An 18,238-nucleotide genomic window follows, 5' to 3' on the forward strand; every position below is an offset into this window, starting at 1 on the left:
GCATTGCTGCGGGCTATCCGTGAGGACTTGGCCCGATGACCCATGCCCTTAACCCGCTCACGCAGGCGCTCAGGTCGGAAAACGAGTCCACGACTCCCGTAGTCCTGTTGCCCTATCAGCAAAAATGGATCGGTATTCGGGCGCCGCTGAAGGTGGGCGAGAAGTCCCGGCGTATCGGCTTGACCTGGGCTGAGGCCGCCGACAACGTCCTAGTCGCTGCTGCGGCGAAGAGCGCCGGAGGGCAAACCGTTTATTACCTCGGCTACAACCAGGACATGACGGTCGAATACATCCAGGCCTGCGCGATGTGGGCTCGGGCGTTCAACTACGCGGCCGAAGAGATCGAGGAAGGCATCTGGCCGGACGAAGATCCAGACAAGAACATCAAGACTTACACCATCGTGTTCCCCTCGGGGCACCGGATCGTTGCGCTTACCAGTCGGCCCAGCAACTTGCGTGGTCGTCAGGGCGTGGTCGTGATCGATGAGGCTGCGTTCCACTCCGATCTTGCCGAGCTGCTTAAAGCGGCGCTCGCACTGCTGATCTGGGGTGGTGAGGTGCATGTCATCAGCACGCACGACGGCACGGAGAACGCCTTCAACGAGCTGATCGAAGAGATCCGCGCCGGTAAGCGTAAGGGGCATCTGTTCCGCTGTACCTTCAGCGAGGCCGTGGCTGATGGCTTGTATGACCGCGTCTGCATGCGCCGTGGCATCCCTCATATAAAGGAGGAAGAGGACGCCTGGGTCGCGGATGTGTACAGCTTCTACGGCGACGCGGCCACCGAAGAGCTGGACTGTGTGCCCAGCCAGGGCGGAGGCGCGTACCTGTCGTTGGCCCTGGTCGAGAGTCGCACAAGCCGAGACTCTCCCGTGCTTCGCCTCAAGTACCCGCAGGGGTATGAGACGGCCCCGGAACATGTGCGCTTGGCTGAGTCGCTGGAGTGGTGTGAGCGCGAGCTGCTGCCACTGCTGAAGGACTTGCCAACCGACGTGCAGAGCTTCTATGGCATGGACTTCGCCCGCTCGGGCGACCTTTCCGTCTTCTGGCCGCTGCTCAAAGAGCAGAACCTGCGCAAGCGCACTCCGTTCGTGCTGGAGATGCGCAACGTGCCGTTCAAGCAGCAAGAGCAGATCTTGTTCTACATCGTCCGGCGCCTGCCCAACTTCCTAAAGGGCGCTCATGACGCCCGAGGCAACGGCCAGCAGATCGCCGAGTCTGCTGCCGTGGAGTTCGGTTTCAACCGCATTGAGCAGGTCATGCTCACCGAGGGCTGGTATCGGGACAACATGCCGCCGTTCAAGGCCGCGCTGGAAGACGACACCCTCTACGGCATCCCGGCTGACAAGGACGTTACCGGTGACATACGGGCTTTCCGGGTGGTGAAAGGCGTGGCGCGCATCCCTGAACAGCGCACCACAGAGAAAGGCGGCGACAAGCGCCACGGTGACGCGGGCGTTGCCTTGGTCCTGGGCGACTTCGCCAGCCGCCAGGAAGTAGAAATATTCGAATCCCACCGCGTCCAGCAGTCGGCCTCGCATGATCGTCAGGTCGTGCGCGGGGCCGGTTGGCGCTCTAAAGAAGGCATCTGGTAATGGCCCGCTCTCCAATTGTCGACCAGTACGGTCGCGCCATTGAATACGATCAGCTCGCCGAGGAAGTTGCTGCGCCGCGTATTACCGGCGTGCGCAATGCTTGGCACCCATCTGTAGCAAGCGGCCTGACGCCGGGTCGGCTCGCTGCTCTGCTCCAAGCCGCCGCCGAGGGTGATGCCCGCGACTACCTGACCCTTGCCGAGGAAATGGAAGAGCGTGACCTGCACTATGCCTCTGTGCTTGGCACTCGCAAGCTCGCCCTGGCCGGGCTCAACATCCGCGTGGAGGCGGCTACCGACGACGCCGAGGACGTTCGTCGGGCGGATGCCCTACGCGAGGTGGTCGAGTCGCCTGAGTTTGGCGAGATGCAGACCGATCTGACTGACGCCCTGGGTAAGGGTTATTCAGTCGCGGAAATCATCTGGGACCGTAGTGGCAAGACATGGATGCCCGAGCGCTTTGAGTGGCGCGACCCGCGCTTCTTCATGTTCGACCGGGAAACCGGGCAAGAGCTGCGCCTGCTCGATGACGCCGACGTGGTAAATGGTGTTGCGCTGGCTCCATACAAGTTCATCGTGCACCGCCCTCGGCTGCGCACAGGCTTGCCGATCCGTGGCGGCCTGGCGCGTTTGGCTGCGGTTGGCTACATGTGCAAGGCCTGGACTTGGAAGGACTGGATGGGCTTCGCCGACATCTACGGCATTCCCATGCGTGTGGGCCGCTACGGGCCGAACGCCAGCAAGGAAGATATCGGCGTGCTGCTGTCGGCGGTGGCCAACCTGGGGAGCGATGCGGCTGCTGTCATTCCTGAATCGATGCGCATCGAATTCAACCAGGCCGCCAACGTAGCTGGTGCCGGTGACTTCTTCAAAGGCCTGGCCGAATGGTGGGATAAGCAAATGTCCAAGGCCATTGTCGGCCAGACCATGAGCGCTGACGACGGTGCCAGCCTGGCTCAGGCCAAGGTACACAACGAAGTGCGGCTTGACCTCCTGGAAGCCGACGCCAAGGCCGAATCGAATACGCTAAACCGCATGTTCGTCCGGCCTTTCTGTGACCTGAATTTTGCACCAGGTCGGCCTTACCCTCGCCTGATCATTGATGTTCCACAGCCCGAAAACCTTGAACTGCTGATCAATGCCGTAACGTCACTGGTGCCGTTGGGGCTGCGGATCGAGCAGTCGGTTATCCGCGATAAGTTCGGCTTGCCTGAGCCTGCGGAAGGCGCCGAGGTCCTCGCTGTACAGGCTGCGGCACCGGTCCCGGTGGCCACCGCGCTCAACCGCGAGCAACCAAAGGCTCCCGCAGCGGTACCAGACATCGTGGACAACCAGGTTAAGACAATGGAGGGGGCAGCCGCTGCCCCCATGGATGACATGGTGGATGCCATAAAGGAGCTGCTGGACTCGGTGGCCAGCCTTGAGGAATTCCGTGACCGGCTTATTGAGGCATACCCAGCGATGAATGCCGAGCAGCTCGCCAACGCGATGGCTGACGGATTGATGGCCGCCAGTCTGGCCGGGCGCGATGATGTGATCAGGGGGCTGTGATGCGAGGTCTTACCGAAGATTCAGCTACTCGAAAGAAGATGATCAGCTTCTACAGCACAGATGGCGTTGCCTTCCATGTGACTTGTGAGCCCGCGCCTGGCTGCGTGTCCTTCTGTATCGGAATGGAGGATGGTGAGCGTGACGTAGAGCTGAGTCGCGCCGAAGCTCTTGAGCTGGCCGACTTCATCAAGCGGGGTGTGTAATGGCTGTATCCCATGGCGCCCTGCCGTTCAAGGAACAGATCGACTACTTCAAGGGCAAGACCAATCTGCCGTCCCGCGCCTGGACGGATCTTTATGCGGCTGAGCACGACTGGGCGTTTGTCGTGGCCGGGGCAACCAGGCGCGATCTGCTGACTGACATGCGCGGCGCCGTGGAGAAAGCCATTGCCACTGGCCGCACCCTGGATCAGTTCCGCACGGACTTCGACAGGATCGTCAGCCAGCACGGCTGGGAGTACAACGGTGCTCGGGCCTGGCGTACGCGCACTATCTTCGAAACGAACCTGCGGCAGTCCTACAACGCGGGGCGCGAAGCGCAGATGGCCGACCCGGAGCTACGCAAGGCACGGCCCTATGGCCTCTATCGACACGGCGATAGCGCCAACCCCCGTCCCCAGCACTTGGCTTGGAATGGCACGGTGTTGCCACTCGATGACGCCTGGTGGTTGACGCATAGCCCGCAGAACGGCTGGGGGTGCAAGTGCAAAAAATTCATGGTCAGCGCTCGGGACGTTGAGCGCATGGGCCTTAAGGTCGGACCGGCCCCGGTGGTCGAGTATGAAACCCGCATCATCGGCGTCCACAGCCCCAATGGCCCGCGTAGCGTGCGCGTGCCCTTGGGCATTGATCCAGGATTCGAACATGCTCCGGGCCAGTCGCGGCTGTCTTCTGCCATACCCCCAATGCGCGCCCATGACCCGCTCCCTATACCTGGTTCGCGCTCCAGCTCGGCGCCGAGCCCAGGACTGCCGAACCGTCGTCCTCCAGGTGCGCTGCCTGCGCCTCGGCTGGCACCCTCAAGCCGGATCATGCCGGAGGGGCTGGCTGATCAAGAGTACGTCGGGCAGTTCTTGGGTGAGTTCGGCGCTACCGAGACAGCCCCGGTGGTGTTCCGGGACAAGGTTGGCGACAGCGTAGTGATCGGCCGGGAGTTGTTTGCTGATGCCAAATCGGGCGCTTTAAAGGTTGGCGAGCGCGGCAATGCCCGTGAGCTGTTGCTGCTGGCCGACGCACTGAAAGAGCCAGACGAGGTATGGGTAAGGTTGGAATGGCAGGCTCAACAGAACAAGGCAGTGCTGCGCCGTCGCTACATCCGCCGCTTCGAACTGGATGGCGAGGCCGCCCCGGCGCTGGCCGTGTTCGAAGTCGGTGCTGATGGCTGGGATGGCATTACGACCCTTGCCCCGGCCGGGAGTGATGTCGAGTACCTGGAGCAACTGCGCTTGGGTGTGCGGCTCTACCGCCGCTTAGATGCCGAGTGATCCAGGCACTCTATATAGAAGGAGGTGCGCATGGCCGGTGCAATGCTTGATGTAACGATGGACGCCACTGCGGTTGGGCGCGAGCTGGAGCAGCTGATTGAGCGCTTAAGCTCATTGCAGACGCCGCTGAATGACATTGCCGAATACCTGCACATCTCTACTGATGCCCGCGCTCGTCGCCAAGTAGCACCTGATGGCTCGCCTTGGGCTCCACTGTCACCGCGTACCCTGACCAGAAAGAAAGGCAACAAGATCCTTCGGGAATCCGGTGCGCTGCTCGATACGCTCCGTCACCAGGTAGGCAACGACGAACTTCAGTTCGGCACCGACCGCCCCTACGGCGCTATCCACCAGTTCGGCGGCAAGATCGAGCACGCGGCTCGATCCCAGCAGGTGTACTTCAAGGAAAAGGGTGGCGTGGTCGGCAACCGCTTCGTGAAGAAGAGCAAGTCGAATTTCTCCCAGTGGGTGACGCACGGGGCGAGATCCGTCGAAATGCCAGCTCGACCCTACCTCGGATTGTCGAGCGAGGACGAAACAGAGATTCTGGAGATCGTTGCGACCTATTTGAGGGGTGAAACAGGCCGTTGAAATACGCGCTCATTTGAGCGCGTTGGAGGGCCTAGGCGGTGCATCCGGTTGGGAATCGTGCTGGAGCACCGTTAGATTACCGTTAGATTTTGTTCTGGCCCCATTCCCGCCCGCCAACCGACACCGGGATTCTTCGAAAGGCTGGAAAACCTGAAAAAATGACCCGCTCGCCCATCACGGCGATGTAGCATTCACCTCCCTCCCGCAGTCCCCCTCAGCCGACCAAATCCTTGCGTCGAGCTTAAAAACACCTGCCCAGATCTGCCGCACACACTGGCGGCATGAAAACACTCATCGCACTCAACACGGATCTGTCGGCGCTGCCCCTCATCGAGGGGAAGGCGCCCGACTGGATCGAACTGATTCCCACCGGCCCCACCATCACTGGTCGTGACGGTCGCACCTGGCTGTGGGATGAGATCGCCCATCAACTGGTGCTTACCGCCTTTGCCAGTCGCGGAATCGACGCGGTGATTGATTGGGAGCACTCCACCGAGATAGCAGCACCGCAGGGTGCGCCTGCTCCCGCCGCTGGCTGGATTGATCAGCTAGAGCTGCGCGGTGGCGCCCTCTGGGGCCATGTCACCTGGACGCCCCGAGCCGGGGAGCAGGTCGCCGCCCGTGAGTACCGCTTCGTTTCCCCCGTATTCGACTACGACGACACCTCCCGGCGAATTCTTCGCATGGTCAGCGTCGGCCTGACGAATAAACCAAACCTGGTGCTGACCGCACTGAACCATGAGCAACCGGAGATTCATAAATTGCCGCTTCCAATTGCACTTGCAGCGTCCCTCGGACTGGACGCCAACGCTACCGATGAACAAGCCGTCGCCGCAGTGAATCAGCTGAAGGCTACCGCTACGGCTCGCAACAACGAACAGCCCAGCCTGGACAAGTTCGTGCCGCGCCAGGACTACGACCATGCCGTTTCCCGGGCGACCAATGCCGAGCAGGCACTGGAAGCCCGCAAGGCCGAAGACCACAAGGCCGTAGTGGAATCCGTGATCGATGCCGCGCTGAAGGCCGGAAAGATCACCCCAGCCACCGTCGACTACTACCGCGCTACCTGCTCGGAGCAAGCCGGGCTCGACCGTTTCCGCGAGTTCGTAAAGGCGGCACCGACCATTGGTGCGCCTTCCGGTCTGGGCGAGCACAAGCCTGATGGCACCTCTACCGCGCTCAATGCCGAAGAGAAGAAGGTCGCCAAGCTCATGGGCCAGACCGAAGAAGACTTCCTCAAGGGCCGCGTAAGCGAATAAAGGACGCAACCACATGATTATTACCCCACAAGCGCTGGCCGCATTCTTCACTTCCTTCCGCAGCGAGTATCAGCGTGCCTTTGACGGTACGCCGACCGACTGGCAGCGGATCGCTACTGAAGTGCCGTCGACCAGCTCCAGCAACACCTATGGCTGGCTGGGTCAGTTCCCGGCATTCCGTGAATGGGTCGGTGAGCGTGTGCTGCGTGACATGGCCACCCACGCTTACACCATCAACAACAAGAAGTTCGAGTCTTCCGTCAGCGTCCCGCGCGATGCCATGGAAGATGACGAAGTCGGCGTGTACGGCGCGCTGTTCCAAGAAATGGGCCGTGCTGCCAAGGCTCACCCGGACGAGCTGGTTTTCGCCATGCTGAAAGCAGGTCTGACCACGGCTTGCTACGACGGTCAGAACTTCTTCGACACCGACCACCCGCTGTATCCGAATAGCGATGGCACCGGTACGGCAACCTCCATCAGTAACTACCAGGACGGTACTGGCCCGGCCTGGTATCTGCTGGATGTCAGCCGTGCCATCAAGCCGATCATCTTCCAGAAGCGCCGCAATTACGACCTGAAGGCTATGACCAAGGTCGATGACGAGAAGGTGTTCATGGAAGACGTTTATCGCTATGGCGTCGATGCTCGGGTCAACGCTGGCTTTGGCCTCTGGCAGTTCGCCTACTGCTCCAAGGCGCCGCTCAACGCTGAAAACTACGCCGCTGCCCGCGCTGCCATGAAGGACTTCAAGGCCGATGGCGGTCGTCCGCTGGGTGTTCGTCCTGGTCTGCTCGTCGTGCCATCCAGCCTGGAAGGTGCTGCGCGCAAGCTGGTCGTCAAGGATGCCGAAGGCGGCAACGAATGGGCTGGCACCGCTGAAGTGCTCTCGCCGAGCTGGTTGGGGTAACGGGCCATGGGAACAGTGATTAAAGCCAAACGTGACGGCTACCGCCGTGCTGGCCTGGCTCATTGCGTCGCGGGCACGTTCCATGAGGACGGTGATCTTTCGGAGCGGCAACTGGCCATGCTGCGCGGTGACCCGAATCTGCTCGTTGTCGAGGGTGCGCAGGAAGACGTTCTCCAGCTCGACCAGGACAACGATGACCTGATCCAGGAACTGGGTAACACCATCGCTGGACTGGAGCACGACTTGGGCCAAGCCCGCGCAGGCCTGAAGTCGGCATGTTCTGACCTGATGGCGGCGCTCGACCGCCAGAAGGCGGCGCCGGGCCTGGTCGTGGAAGCGTTGAAGCTGCTGGAGCCAGACGATCCGACGCTGGAAGGCGTCATCTGCATCAAGGCAGACAGCCTGGCTGAACTCATCGCCGAGCTACTTCAACCGCAGCAGAAGACGCCGGAGGCGCAGGACGATGCAAACCAATCGACGCTCGGCAGCGCCGGGGATAGCGAGCCGCCGACTCCGGCGCCGGCTGCGGCAGTGGCTCAGGCAGATGGTGCTCAGGCGGGGGTTGTAAGCCCGGAAAAGACCGGCAAGCGCGGCAAGAACGCTCAGAAGGACGCTGACTAATGAACCTCTCGCTGCCGAGTGCAATCGCGGTCATCACTCGCTTTGGCTCCAGGGAAATGGCGGACCTTGCTGTCCCCAAGACCAGCCGGCCCATTGAGGGTGAGCTGCTGGAGGCTGCGGCCAAGGGTGAGCCTTTGGATGACTGGGACGCCGAGGATGTGGCGTCTGCTGTCGAGGCGCTGGCACGGATTGCTGATGCCGCGACCCGCGCTCGCAGCGAGGTTCAGTTCTATCTGCGTTATCGGCTCAAGGGCGAGGATGCCCCCGAATGGGTGGCTGATGACCTGCCTGAGCTGACCAGGTTCCACCTATACGGCGAGAAGGCCAGTGCCGATTCGGCTGTGCGCTTGCGTTACCGCGACATCATCAAGCGGCTGGAAAGCCTGGCCGCTGAAGACGAGAAGCGCGGCGCGGCTGAGGCCGGGCAGTCCGGTCTTCAGATCAGTCATCAACCACGGCTGTTCAGCCGCAACACGCTCAGGGGGCTGTGATGCTGGGTGAACTGGAGGATGCCATCCAGGCGCGGCTCGCGCAGTTGAAGCAGCAACTGCCGCGTTTACACCTGGACAGCTACGGCGGGGAGTTGAGTGACCCGGACCTGCTGGTCGACATGCTCAAGTTGACCCCTTCGGTTCTGATCACCACGCCCAAGGTGACGTTCCGCAAGGCCGGACAGAGCCGCCGATTTGCCGCCGCTGTGGTGTTCCGTCTGGTCATTTCCAGCACCTCGGTTCGAGGTGAGCGGGAAACAAGACGGGGCACGGTGGCCCGTGATCCAGGCAGTTACTGGATTTGGGAGCAGTGCATGAACCTGCTGACGGGGTGGCAACACAAGGAAGGTGGCGCCCGCGTGGCGCCTACCGAGTTCGCCAACCTGGTCAACGGCAAGTTCCAAGCCAGTCACCTTTCGGTGCTGGGCCAGAGCTTTGCCATCGAGTTGGACTGGCTGGTCCCCGAATTCGAATTCGGGTCGCCAGAGCTGCCCGACCTGGAAGGCGTGGACATGGCTTTCCATGTGCCGGCCGACAACCCCGAACCAGTGGCTCAGGACCACGTTGAATTAAGGAAGCCGTGATGCTTGTTACTGCCGCACCTGGTCATCGGGTGCCAAGAGCCGACGACCCGCGCAAGTACATCGAGTGCGCCCCAGAAGAGCCAATCGATGTGCCAGACAACTCTTACTACCGGCGCCGGATTGCATCTGGCGAGTTGGTAGAAGCCAAGCCAAGCGGTGCCAAACCAACCGCTAAGAGAGCCGCGAAATGAACATCGAATTTGACACTATCCCGGAGAGCATGCGAAAGCCGGGTGTTTATATGGAGTTCAACACCAAGCTTGCGGTGCGAACTCTGCCTACCAACGCTCAGCGTGTGTGCCTGATTGTGCCGCTGGGCGCTGGTGCCACTGCTGCTCAAAACGTACCTGAACAGGTCTACAGCTCCGCCGACGCCAAGACCAAATTTGGTGATGTTGCTGAGGAAATGGTTGCTGCTGCCATCACAGCAAATCGCTATGTCGCCATTTCGTGTGTCGGGGTGACCGTCGAGGGCGAGGTCGAACCGAGCATTGCTGCTGCATTGGCGTCGACGGCGATGGGCGGCTTCAACATTCTTGTGCCTGCCTGGTTTAGCGCCGCCGCCATGACCGCGCTGCGCGACCACCTCGACACCTACACCGACTCCATCGAGCAACAATCGATCATCGGTATTGGCGCGGTAACAACCACTCTCTCGGCTGCAACTACTCTTGCCAGCGCCCTGAACTCAGGTGCCATTTCCATTCCCGTGCTCCCTGGAACCGCCTCGACTGCCAGGCAGGTTGCAGCGGCATACGCATCGGTCGTTGCCTTCGAGGAAGATCCAGCGCGTCCGCTGAATACCCTGGTGCTGAAGGGCATCAAGGTGCCTCCTATCGCCAATCGCCTGGGCCGCACAGAGCAGGAAACCTGCCTGGCCAACGGGATTACCCCGCTTGAGGTAGGCGCGGGTGACACGGTGCAGATCGTGCGAGCTGTGACCACTTACACCAAGGCAGCTTCGGAGGAGGATGACGAGTCGCTACTCGACCTGACCACTATTCGCACCCTCTATTACGTGCGCCAAGCCTGTCGAGAGCGAATCCGCCTGCGCTTCCCACGCTCGAAGCTGTCGAGTCGGACGCCCGCAGCTGTTCGGAGTGAACTCCTGGACGTGCTGAAGAAGCTCGAGGAGCTGGAGATCGTAGAAGAGGTCGCCGCTAATGCTGATGCTCTCATCGTAGAGCGCTCGGCTCAAAACGTGGGCCGCCTCAACAGTGCCATCCCCGCTGATGTCGTCAACGGCCTGCATGTGTTTGCCGGCCGCATCGACCTCCTTCTGTAACCGGAGTCCCCATGTCAGATATCTACGTTGGCCAGATCGTACTGTCGATCAACGGCACGGACTACGACATCAAGAGTCTTGATGACACCCTCAAGACTGGTCGCTCTGTGGTCAAGACCATGAACCGTACCGGCCGCCCCAAGGGCACTGCGGCCGGGATGGAGGAGTACGACCTGCGCGTCTCGGTGGCTATTCCCAAGGCCGGTGAGCCGAACTGGCGAGCCATGCTGGACGCGAAGATCACCATCGAGCCGCTCGATGGCGGCGGCAAGCGGCAGACCTGGACCGGTGTCTCTCTGGTCGAGATGGGCAGCAAGTACCAGCTTGAAGGTGAGGCAACTCGCGACCTCACCCTGTCCGCCCTGAACTATTACGAGGAGTGATGGCCATGTCCGGAATTGATAAGCGCTGGGAAGGCTTGACCATCACCCGCGAGTTGAGTATCGGCGTGTACTACGCCGGTACTCGGCACAAAACCTTCACCCTTCGTGTGGCCATGAGCGGCGACCTCATCACGGCTCAGCAGGAACATCCAGTCGGCCCTATCCAGTTGGTCACGCTGGAGGTTTACCGCCAGCAGCTACTTGCCCTGGGCGATATCCCAGCCAAAGAACTGACCACCGAGTTGCTGCGCGCCGAGCTGACCGAGGGCGACTTGGCCCTGATCGCCGAGGCGGATGCAGAACTGGAAAAAAAGCTGTCGCCGCAGAGCGCGGCGTCCACGACTGGCGGCGAATTGAGCACCACCTCGTCCGACACGGCTACCGGCTAGAGGAAATCAGTCGGATGACCCGGCCGGAGATTGATGCACGCATTGATCTCCTGGTTGGTCGTACAAAGGGTAAGAGGCGGTTCGTGTCTATGAGGAAGTTAAATGGCTGAGACAAAAGAGTTTCCGCTGAGCAAGCAAGAGGCGCAGGTGCTGAGCGAGGCATGGCTCTCCCGGCGTGCGACGAGGCTGCTCGATCTGTCGGCGCCAAAACTGGAGGCGGCATTCCAGGAGGACTTGGTAAACGCCGCCCGCCGTATGGGGGTGTACCAGGGACCACCTGGTCAATACAGCTACGGCCTGAATGCTGCGGGGATGCCGGTTTTACGGTGGACCCCAGAGCCGACCACCGAAGTAACCAAGGCCCAGTGATGGGCCTTTCTTCTTCATATAGGCTCGCGGGAGTGACCTCATGAGTTCCGATTTGCGTGTAGCCCTGCGGATCAACGCCACCTCGGGGAACAGCCGGCGTGAGATTCAGGCCATTGAGCGCGACCTGCGCCAGGCCGGGAAGAACGGTGCCAAAGCGCTCGCTGACGAAAGCGGAAAGGCTGGCACAGCGCTCAACAAGGCAGGCAAGGAAGGTGCGGCCAGCTTCAAGATCATCCGGCAGGCGATGCGAGATGCGGCCACCCAAGGCTCCAACGTGTTTCGCCACGGTGTAATCCAGACTCAAGGCGAGCTGAAGCAACTGGGCCAGGTGGCCAGGCAGGCGGCGAACCAGTCCAAAGGCGAGTTTGTTCGCACAGAGCGCGAAGGCATCGAGCCGCTACGCCGCAGCGTTGAGCGTACCGAGGGCAGCTTTCGCCGGCTGGCCCAGAACGGCGGCCGCAACCTGCGCATGCTGAAGAGCATGGCTGCCGGTGTTCGTACCGAGCTGGACCGGGTGAAGCGCTTGGGCGGCAGCGCCCAAGGGCAACTGGCCGGCCTCGGGCTCGGGTTCGGCGCCGCTACCGGCCTGGTGGGCAGTGCGGCCTTGGATCGCCAGTTGATCCGTACCCAGCAGACAGCCGGCATGACGGCCGCCCAGCGTGAGGAATGGCGTGAGGAAGGTTTCCGGATCGCCAAGCAGTACGGTCTGGGCCGTGAGGGCGTGGACAGCGGCTTCAACACGCTGATCGCCTCGGGTGTTGAGTATGGGGCCGCAAAAAAGACCGCTGACGCCATCGGCCAGGGCACGGCCGTTACCGGTGCGGACGCGGCGATCCTGGGCAAGGCCGTCGTGGCCGGTGCCAGCGCATTCAACATCGACCTCAACAAGGACGGCGCCGCGCTGGAGCTGCTGCAGAAGATGACCGTTGCCGGTCGCCTCGGTAATGCCGAACTGGAGAACCTTGCCGACCTGTTCCCCAAGATCGGCCAGTCCGCCCAGCGGGCCGGCATGTCGATCTCTCAGGCGCTGGCATTCACCGAGACGCTGTCCACAGTCGAGATGCAGCCAGACCGCTTGGGCACCCTGGCCGATTCGACGTTGCGGGTGTTCGGTATCAAGGCGTACCAGGAACAGGTGACCAAGGCCACGGGCGTGCAGTTCTTCGACAAGAGCGGCAGCTACCGTGACCCGGCAGCGGTGCTGGGCGACCTCAAGGGCAAGTACGACAAGCTCAAGACCGACAAAGAGCGCGCTCGCTTCCTGGGCGTGACCTTCAAGGGCATGGACCAGGACACCGTCCGGGGTATGCAGATCATGCTATCCGGCAACCGCCTGGACACCTTCAAGGAACAGACCGCCGAAATCGCCAAGGCCGAGCCAGTGTTCAACCGCGACCTGGCAGACAACGTCAACAGTGCCACCGGCACCGGCAGTCGCATGCGGGCCACGCTCAGCCAGGCTATCGACCGGATGGCGCAGCCCCTCAATAAGAGCTTTACCGACTTCGGCACCTACATCCTGGATGACCTCAACCTGACTGGCGAGCAGATGCTGGGCGCCGGTATCGCCACCGGCCTCGGCGGCTACTACGCCGGGCGCGGTGCCAAAGCGGGTGCAGGGGCGCTGCTGAACAAATTCCTGGGCGGCCCGGAAACGTTGAAAAACGTGGCGGTCGGCAAGGTGCTCGAGGAGGCGGCCGGCGTTACGTCCGTGTTCGTCACCAACTGGCCGGCCGGGGGCATGCAGACCTCGACGCCCGATGTGTCGAAGAGCTCGAAAAACTGGGGCAAGTACGCCGCCCTTGGCTCGGCGGCACTGACCATGAGCGTGCTGGGCGGATCAACGGAAAACTCCGACGAGGCGCGCCTGCGCCATGCGCAAGACAGCAGCCTGCTCACCGCAGGGCAGAAAAGCTACTACTCGTCGTTCTACCGCAACCGCATGAGCCTTGCGAGCACAAATCCAACCCAGTCGGATGACTGGGTTTCGCAGCAGGCTCAACGGCTTGCACAGCAGGAGACCGGTCTTACGGCCAACGGTATGTCGGCCGCAGGGGGCAGCGCTTGGGCTTCTGGTGTTGCAAACCGCGCAGTTGAGGCGGGTCTTAACGGATTGGTCCAGAAGCTAAACGCGCTGCTGGGCCAACCGCTGATTATCGATGTACGGGCTGACACAGACTACATCCATGCGCAGGTTGAGCGCAGAGCAGGCATTCAAATGAGGCGCGGAGAATGAGCTGGCAAGATGACCTGCTGGATTGCACCTATCGCGGCGTTGCCATGGACATCATGGGCGAGGACTTGGAAGCGCCTCGCGCAGTCGTCCAGCATGGCGTTCCCTACGTGGACGGTGATGACGTGGAAGACTTGGGCCAGGCCGCGAGAGAGTTCTCGATGCGCGCCGTGGTGTTCGGTCCTAACTACATGCTCCAGCTCAAACAGATCCTGGTAGCCCTCGACACCCTCGGCCCTGGCGAACTCATTCACCCGATCTATGGGAGCGTGACTGTCGTCAGTGGCGGCTACAAGGTCAGCCACAGCGCAGAGCGACCCGACTACGCCGAGATTGCCCTTCGTTTCCTTGAGCACACCCCGAATGATGCTTTCTTCAACCGCGACCTGATCTACACCGACACCGGGACGGTTTATGTCGAGGATGAGCGGACCTGGCAGGACGGCGTATTTGATCTGATCGGCCGCTTGGACTCGCTGATCGCTGAGGTACAAGGCTGGATTGGAGGTGGGTGGACTGGATTAATGGAGAAGGCGCTTGGCCTGCCGGGCATCACCCTTCGGTTGCAACAGATGCGCTCTCAGATTTTGGGCGTGGTGTCCGGGGTCACGTCGATGGCCAAGAGTTTGGGGTCGGCCTTCGATCCGTTGCTTGACCTGGCCAGGTCGCCAGCCGAGATTCGCTCGTCTATTGAAGAGAGCACTCCAAGCACTTCCGCCGACTTGCTGAGTCGTTCTGGGCTGCCATCGGCCATGCCGGGTGCTGAGTCTCTGCCGCCCGAAATCGCTCGCATCGGCAGCGCATTCCTGATTGCAGCGCGTGAGGGAACAGCGCCGGACGGCTCGGCATTGCCGACGGCTATGCCGGATGATCCTGTCGAAGCGGTGGCATTTGCTCTGGTCACATTGGTGATCACAGAGCTGGCCCTCAGCTACTCCAGCGCAATTGGGGTTGTCATCGAGAATGATGCGGACGATTCGGCACTCAGCCCGAACGACCTGGAGCGATTGGCCAACCTGGCTCGCAGCCTCATCCAGTCCGCCATCCTGCTGCATCGGCAGCTGTACGGCATCGAGGAGGCGCTGCCCATCATCGAAGGCCTAAGAACGACCGCTGCCCTGATCCAGGCTCGTGCTCGACAGCTGGTGCTTCAGCGCCCGCCGCTTCTATCCAGAACAGTCGAATCGCCAACAAACCTGCGGCTCCTGGCCCATCGCTGGTACAGCGATAGCCGCCGGGCGGATGAGCTGATACGCCTCAATCCCGAGCTGCGCTCGCCTTACAGCATTGCTCCAGGAACGGTGATCCGCGCTTATGCAAACTGAAGAATCCATCCGCCTCTCTATTGGCGGCAAGATCTATGACACGTGGGAAGGCTGGTCGGTCGAGTCGGATCTGCTCACCCCAGCCGACGGGTTTGAGCTAGAGCTGTTCACTCGCGATACGGTTCAGTTGCCAGGGACGCTGGTTGAAGGGGCGAGCTGCAGTTTGACACTCGGACGTGACAAGGTGCTGACGGGCCAACTGGACGAGGTTGAGCACGACATATCGAAGCGAGGGATATTCATCCGCGTGACTGGGCGGGACAAGGCGGCGGTCCTGGTCGATTGCTCAGCCCCGTTCGTGTCCATGCGCGAGGCGTCTCTATCCCAGATCCTGAAGGAAGTCGTTACCCCGCTTGGGATTACCCGCGTGGAAGTGCGAGCGGCCGGCAAGCCAATCCATCGTCGGGTCCAGGTCGAGCCTGGCCAGTCGGGATGGGAGGCGCTGCTCCAGGTCGCTGAGGCCAACGGACTTTGGCCGTGGGTCGAGCCGGACGGCCTGCTGGTAGTGGGAGGGCCGGACTACACGTCGACGCCTGTGGGTGAGCTGATAATGCGGACGGACGGGAAAGGGAACAATGTCGAGCGCTTGTCTACGCGACGTTCCATCGCTGGTCGGTACAGCCAGATCACAGTACTGGGACAACACGGACAATACGACAATGATGGTCTGGATACCGGTAAGGCACATCTGCGCTCGGTCATCCGGGATGATGTGTTGGCTCGTCGCGGCATCTTCCGGCCGAAGGTGGTTATTGACAGCGCCAGTGAAAGCCAGGATATGGCGACTACCAGGGCAAGGAAGCTACTGGCCGACAGCCGACTTGAGGGGTTTGAGATCCGTGCAATCGTCAAAGGCTACCGGGCTCCGAACGGGGCTGTGTGGAAGCCCGGGCAGCGTGTGATCGTGCGCAGTGAGCCGCATGGGCTGAACACTACTTATTTCCTCATGGCTCGCACTTTGCGCTTGGCTCGTAACCAAGGCGCTTACACCGAGCTCAGGCTGCGCGAAGACAAGATGTGGGTTCTCGATGGAAACCCGCTCAAGAAGCATAAAGGCAAGAAGTCGAATGCAGATGCGGCATTCATCCAGATGGTTAGGGGGCTTTGATGGCATCACTTCCTGGGGTCGTCCGCGAGCAAGTAGAGCGTGCTCTACGTGGGATTCGTCAGGCATTCCGAGCTGTCGGCACGCGCAACACGCACGGCCCTGTCATCGGGGTTCAGATGGAAGGCCTGGCAGGTGAAGCAGTCGCGGGTGAGCTGGCTCAGCACTATGGCTTTACTTCAGCGCCCTTGGCCGGTGCCGATTTCATCGCTCTGCCCATCGGTGGCAACAGCAAGCATGTGGTGGTCATTGCCACCGAAGATGCTCGGTATCGCCTGAAGGTCAAAGATGGTGAGGTAGCGCTCTATTCCGACGAAGGCGATCACATCCACCTCAAGCGCGGTCGGGTGATCGAGGTCGTAACCGATACGTTCCTGGTCAAGGCCGGCACGAAGGTCCGATTCGAAACGCCGATGATCGAGGCGACTGGTGAGGTCCAGGCCGATGGCAACATCCAGTCGGCGGCAGATGTGATAGACCAGACCCGCAGCATGCGGGCCGACCGACTGATCTACAACGCCCACAAGCACGGCAACAGCCCGACTCCAACGCCGGAGCAATAGCCGTTCGCTCTATTTCCGGCCCATGAAAGGAATTTCATGGGCTGGATATGCCGCCTTGCGCATGCGCGATGCAATCTGCCTCGCTATGGACGCAAGCATAAACCCCACTACAGGCGACTTGACTGGCCAGCGCATTACGACGCTGGCCAATGCCGTCTACCTCCGTTTGATGACTCCGCTCGGCAGCTACTGGGCCGATCCGGCGCTGGGCTCTCGGCTGCACGAACTCAAGCGGGAAAAGGACAAGTCTCGGATAGGTTCGCTCGCCGTTCAGTACGCCCAGCAAGCCCTTAAGGGGCTGATTGACGATGGGCGCGCCACGGCTGTGGAGGTCACTGCTGAGCAAAAGCACGACGGTTGGTTGAGGCTCCTGATTGAGGTTAGCGCTCCGGCCGGTCGTCAGACCTTCGAGCACCTGGTGAGCGTGATCTGATGCCTTACGAAGCCCCTTCATTCGACGCCATCCGCTCGCGGGCGCTGCGAGACATTCGCTCCCAACTGCCTGATGCGGATATCACGTCCGATAGCGATAACCACGTCCGGGCCAGCTCGGTGTCAGCGATTGCCGAAGGCATTCACCAGCAGGCCGCCTGGACTGCTCGCCAAATCTTCCCCGACAGCGCTGACTTTGAAGAACTCAAACGGCATGCCGAGACCCGGAATGTCTACCCCAAGTCGGCCACGCCCTCTGGCAGTGGGGTGACCGTTACCGGCACGCCAGGAGGCCAGGTTGTGGCTGGTCTGCAAATCAGGCATGTCGCCACCGGCCGGGTGTTTAGCACCACTGCGACAGTGGAGATCCCGGAGGCTGGCGTCATTAGTGTCCCGGTTGCCTCCATCGAGACGGGTGCCGCGCTCAACGGTATAGAAGGAGCCTGCACGTTCATCAGCCCGCCGCTGAACGTCGACGGCGCCTGCGTCCTGGCTGAAACAGCCGGAGGCACTGATGATGAAAGTGCCGAGAGTCTTCTGGCTCGATATCTGGACGTGCTCCGCAATCCACCAAGCGGCGGAAACATTGCCGATTATCGACGCTGGGCTACGTCGATTGATGGTGTTTCAACGGCCTTGATACTGCCAAAGCGCCGTGGAGGCAACTCTATTGACGTGGTGGTCACCTCGTCTGGCGGACCATCGTCTGAGGCGGTTATTGCGGCATGCCAAGCGTTTATCGAGAGCGTGGCGCCGGCCGGAGCCGATGTCTGGGTGTTTACTCCCCAGATCGTCGAAGTACACCTAAGCGCAAAAGTTAAACCGGCACCTAACTACACTTTGGAATCGCTCCAGTCGCCAATTGAGGATGCGTGCAAGAAAGTTATCGCCCCGATTGTTCCGCTCGAAACGCTTTACCTAATAAGGCTGTCAGCTGCCATTAGTGCGCTGGGCGGTGTGATCGATCTGCGCATTCTGTCGCCTACGGGCAACGTGGTAACGGATGCAGACCCGTCAGTCGTCAAGTGGGTTCGGTTTGGATCGGTCCAACTTCAACTGTTGGAGGGATGAGA

The 18,238-nt window shown here is 61.2% G+C and carries 20 protein-coding genes; all 20 read left to right on the top strand.

The features are described 5' to 3' along the window. The first annotated feature begins 35 nt into the window (after positions 1–35). The 20 genes from WCE05_RS19000 (at position 36) to WCE05_RS19095 (ending at position 18,236) form a co-directional block, all read left to right on the top strand. Positions 36–1,595, top strand: a complete 1,560-nt coding sequence (locus tag WCE05_RS19000) for a hypothetical protein (RefSeq protein WP_368816329.1) — start codon at positions 36–38, stop codon at positions 1,593–1,595. After that, positions 1,595–3,145, top strand: coding sequence for a DUF935 domain-containing protein (locus WCE05_RS19005; protein WP_368816330.1), 1,551 nt, complete (start codon positions 1,595–1,597; stop codon positions 3,143–3,145). The genes WCE05_RS19000 and WCE05_RS19005 overlap by 1 nt, the downstream gene beginning before the upstream one ends. 202 nt (positions 3,146–3,347) lie before the next feature. After that, entirely contained in the window at positions 3,348–4,628 is a 1,281-nt protein-coding gene (locus WCE05_RS19010) for a PBECR2 nuclease fold domain-containing protein (protein WP_368816331.1), read from the top strand. Positions 4,629–4,658: 30 nt separating this feature from the next. Beyond that, on the top strand, positions 4,659–5,219 hold the full coding sequence (locus tag WCE05_RS19015) for a phage virion morphogenesis protein (RefSeq protein ID WP_368816332.1): 561 nt from the start codon (positions 4,659–4,661) through the stop codon (positions 5,217–5,219). 281 nt (positions 5,220–5,500) lie between these two features. Then, positions 5,501–6,478, top strand: coding sequence for a phage protease (locus WCE05_RS19020; RefSeq protein ID WP_368816333.1), 978 nt, complete (start codon positions 5,501–5,503; stop codon positions 6,476–6,478). A gap of 13 nt (positions 6,479–6,491) precedes the next feature. Then, complete coding sequence (locus WCE05_RS19025) at positions 6,492–7,385, top strand: Mu-like prophage major head subunit gpT family protein (RefSeq protein ID WP_368816334.1); 894 nt, start codon at positions 6,492–6,494, stop codon at positions 7,383–7,385. A 6-nt stretch (positions 7,386–7,391) separates the two neighbouring features. Continuing rightward, positions 7,392–8,006: an HI1506-related protein gene (locus WCE05_RS19030; protein ID WP_368816335.1), complete on the top strand. Its 615-nt coding sequence runs from the start codon at positions 7,392–7,394 to the stop codon at positions 8,004–8,006. Beyond that, positions 8,006–8,497, top strand: coding sequence for a phage protein Gp36 family protein (locus WCE05_RS19035; RefSeq protein ID WP_368816336.1), 492 nt, complete (start codon positions 8,006–8,008; stop codon positions 8,495–8,497). The genes WCE05_RS19030 and WCE05_RS19035 overlap by 1 nt, the downstream gene beginning before the upstream one ends. Then, a complete protein-coding gene (locus tag WCE05_RS19040; RefSeq protein ID WP_368816337.1) occupies positions 8,497–9,081 on the top strand; it encodes a phage protein Gp37 in 585 nt (194 codons plus the stop codon). The genes WCE05_RS19035 and WCE05_RS19040 overlap by 1 nt, the downstream gene beginning before the upstream one ends. After that, positions 9,081–9,272: a DUF2635 domain-containing protein gene (locus tag WCE05_RS19045; RefSeq protein ID WP_368816338.1), complete on the top strand. Its 192-nt coding sequence runs from the start codon at positions 9,081–9,083 to the stop codon at positions 9,270–9,272. Before WCE05_RS19040 ends, WCE05_RS19045 begins: the two co-directional genes overlap by 1 nt. Next, positions 9,269–10,366, top strand: a complete 1,098-nt coding sequence (locus WCE05_RS19050) for a phage tail sheath C-terminal domain-containing protein (RefSeq protein WP_368816339.1) — start codon at positions 9,269–9,271, stop codon at positions 10,364–10,366. The genes WCE05_RS19045 and WCE05_RS19050 overlap by 4 nt, the downstream gene beginning before the upstream one ends. A gap of 11 nt (positions 10,367–10,377) precedes the next feature. Further along, positions 10,378–10,749: a phage tail protein gene (locus WCE05_RS19055; protein WP_368816340.1), complete on the top strand. Its 372-nt coding sequence runs from the start codon at positions 10,378–10,380 to the stop codon at positions 10,747–10,749. Positions 10,750–10,754: 5 nt separating this feature from the next. Continuing rightward, entirely contained in the window at positions 10,755–11,138 is a 384-nt protein-coding gene (locus WCE05_RS19060; protein ID WP_368816341.1) for a hypothetical protein, read from the top strand. Positions 11,139–11,240: 102 nt separating this feature from the next. Further along, positions 11,241–11,507 carry a hypothetical protein gene (locus WCE05_RS19065; protein ID WP_368816342.1) on the top strand — a complete coding sequence of 89 codons (267 nt, stop codon included), beginning with the start codon at positions 11,241–11,243 and terminating at the stop codon, positions 11,505–11,507. 40 nt (positions 11,508–11,547) lie between these two features. Next, the gene (locus WCE05_RS19070) at positions 11,548–13,743 is read left to right on the top strand and encodes a phage tail tape measure protein (protein ID WP_368816343.1); all 2,196 of its coding nucleotides are present in this window, start codon (positions 11,548–11,550) and stop codon (positions 13,741–13,743) included. After that, positions 13,740–15,065 (top strand): DNA circularization protein, encoded by a 1,326-nt coding sequence (locus tag WCE05_RS19075; protein ID WP_368816344.1) that lies wholly within the window; start codon positions 13,740–13,742, stop codon positions 15,063–15,065. Before WCE05_RS19070 ends, WCE05_RS19075 begins: the two co-directional genes overlap by 4 nt. Next, positions 15,055–16,173, top strand: coding sequence for a phage baseplate assembly protein (locus WCE05_RS19080; RefSeq protein WP_368816345.1), 1,119 nt, complete (start codon positions 15,055–15,057; stop codon positions 16,171–16,173). The genes WCE05_RS19075 and WCE05_RS19080 overlap by 11 nt, the downstream gene beginning before the upstream one ends. Next, positions 16,173–16,733 carry a phage baseplate assembly protein V gene (locus tag WCE05_RS19085; RefSeq protein ID WP_368816346.1) on the top strand — a complete coding sequence of 187 codons (561 nt, stop codon included), beginning with the start codon at positions 16,173–16,175 and terminating at the stop codon, positions 16,731–16,733. Before WCE05_RS19080 ends, WCE05_RS19085 begins: the two co-directional genes overlap by 1 nt. Positions 16,734–16,794: 61 nt before the next feature. Further along, complete coding sequence (locus tag WCE05_RS19090) at positions 16,795–17,166, top strand: phage GP46 family protein (protein WP_368816347.1); 372 nt, start codon at positions 16,795–16,797, stop codon at positions 17,164–17,166. Further along, positions 17,166–18,236: a baseplate J/gp47 family protein gene (locus WCE05_RS19095; RefSeq protein ID WP_368816348.1), complete on the top strand. Its 1,071-nt coding sequence runs from the start codon at positions 17,166–17,168 to the stop codon at positions 18,234–18,236. The genes WCE05_RS19090 and WCE05_RS19095 overlap by 1 nt, the downstream gene beginning before the upstream one ends. The last annotated feature ends 2 nt before the right edge of the window (positions 18,237–18,238 follow it).

This window comes from Pseudomonas sp. I2 (assembly GCF_040984075.1).
GTDB classification, from domain to species: domain Bacteria; phylum Pseudomonadota; class Gammaproteobacteria; order Pseudomonadales; family Pseudomonadaceae; genus Aquipseudomonas; species Aquipseudomonas guariconensis_B.

Bases quoted from the DNA above. Each gene is read 5' to 3' on its own strand.
- WCE05_RS19000 (WP_368816329.1), top strand. From the start codon at position 36: ATGACCCATGCCCTTAACCCGCTCACGCAGGCGCTCAGGTCGGAAAAC.
- WCE05_RS19005 (WP_368816330.1), top strand. From the start codon at position 1,595: ATGGCCCGCTCTCCAATTGTCGACCAGTACGGTCGCGCCATTGAATAC.
- WCE05_RS19010 (WP_368816331.1), top strand. From the start codon at position 3,348: ATGGCTGTATCCCATGGCGCCCTGCCGTTCAAGGAACAGATCGACTAC.
- WCE05_RS19015 (WP_368816332.1), top strand. From the start codon at position 4,659: ATGGCCGGTGCAATGCTTGATGTAACGATGGACGCCACTGCGGTTGGG.
- WCE05_RS19020 (WP_368816333.1), top strand. From the start codon at position 5,501: ATGAAAACACTCATCGCACTCAACACGGATCTGTCGGCGCTGCCCCTC.
- WCE05_RS19025 (WP_368816334.1), top strand. From the start codon at position 6,492: ATGATTATTACCCCACAAGCGCTGGCCGCATTCTTCACTTCCTTCCGC.
- WCE05_RS19030 (WP_368816335.1), top strand. From the start codon at position 7,392: ATGGGAACAGTGATTAAAGCCAAACGTGACGGCTACCGCCGTGCTGGC.
- WCE05_RS19035 (WP_368816336.1), top strand. From the start codon at position 8,006: ATGAACCTCTCGCTGCCGAGTGCAATCGCGGTCATCACTCGCTTTGGC.
- WCE05_RS19040 (WP_368816337.1), top strand. From the start codon at position 8,497: ATGCTGGGTGAACTGGAGGATGCCATCCAGGCGCGGCTCGCGCAGTTG.
- WCE05_RS19045 (WP_368816338.1), top strand. From the start codon at position 9,081: ATGCTTGTTACTGCCGCACCTGGTCATCGGGTGCCAAGAGCCGACGAC.
- WCE05_RS19050 (WP_368816339.1), top strand. From the start codon at position 9,269: ATGAACATCGAATTTGACACTATCCCGGAGAGCATGCGAAAGCCGGGT.
- WCE05_RS19055 (WP_368816340.1), top strand. From the start codon at position 10,378: ATGTCAGATATCTACGTTGGCCAGATCGTACTGTCGATCAACGGCACG.
- WCE05_RS19060 (WP_368816341.1), top strand. From the start codon at position 10,755: ATGTCCGGAATTGATAAGCGCTGGGAAGGCTTGACCATCACCCGCGAG.
- WCE05_RS19065 (WP_368816342.1), top strand. From the start codon at position 11,241: ATGGCTGAGACAAAAGAGTTTCCGCTGAGCAAGCAAGAGGCGCAGGTG.
- WCE05_RS19070 (WP_368816343.1), top strand. From the start codon at position 11,548: ATGAGTTCCGATTTGCGTGTAGCCCTGCGGATCAACGCCACCTCGGGG.
- WCE05_RS19075 (WP_368816344.1), top strand. From the start codon at position 13,740: ATGAGCTGGCAAGATGACCTGCTGGATTGCACCTATCGCGGCGTTGCC.
- WCE05_RS19080 (WP_368816345.1), top strand. From the start codon at position 15,055: ATGCAAACTGAAGAATCCATCCGCCTCTCTATTGGCGGCAAGATCTAT.
- WCE05_RS19085 (WP_368816346.1), top strand. From the start codon at position 16,173: ATGGCATCACTTCCTGGGGTCGTCCGCGAGCAAGTAGAGCGTGCTCTA.
- WCE05_RS19090 (WP_368816347.1), top strand. From the start codon at position 16,795: ATGCGCGATGCAATCTGCCTCGCTATGGACGCAAGCATAAACCCCACT.
- WCE05_RS19095 (WP_368816348.1), top strand. From the start codon at position 17,166: ATGCCTTACGAAGCCCCTTCATTCGACGCCATCCGCTCGCGGGCGCTG.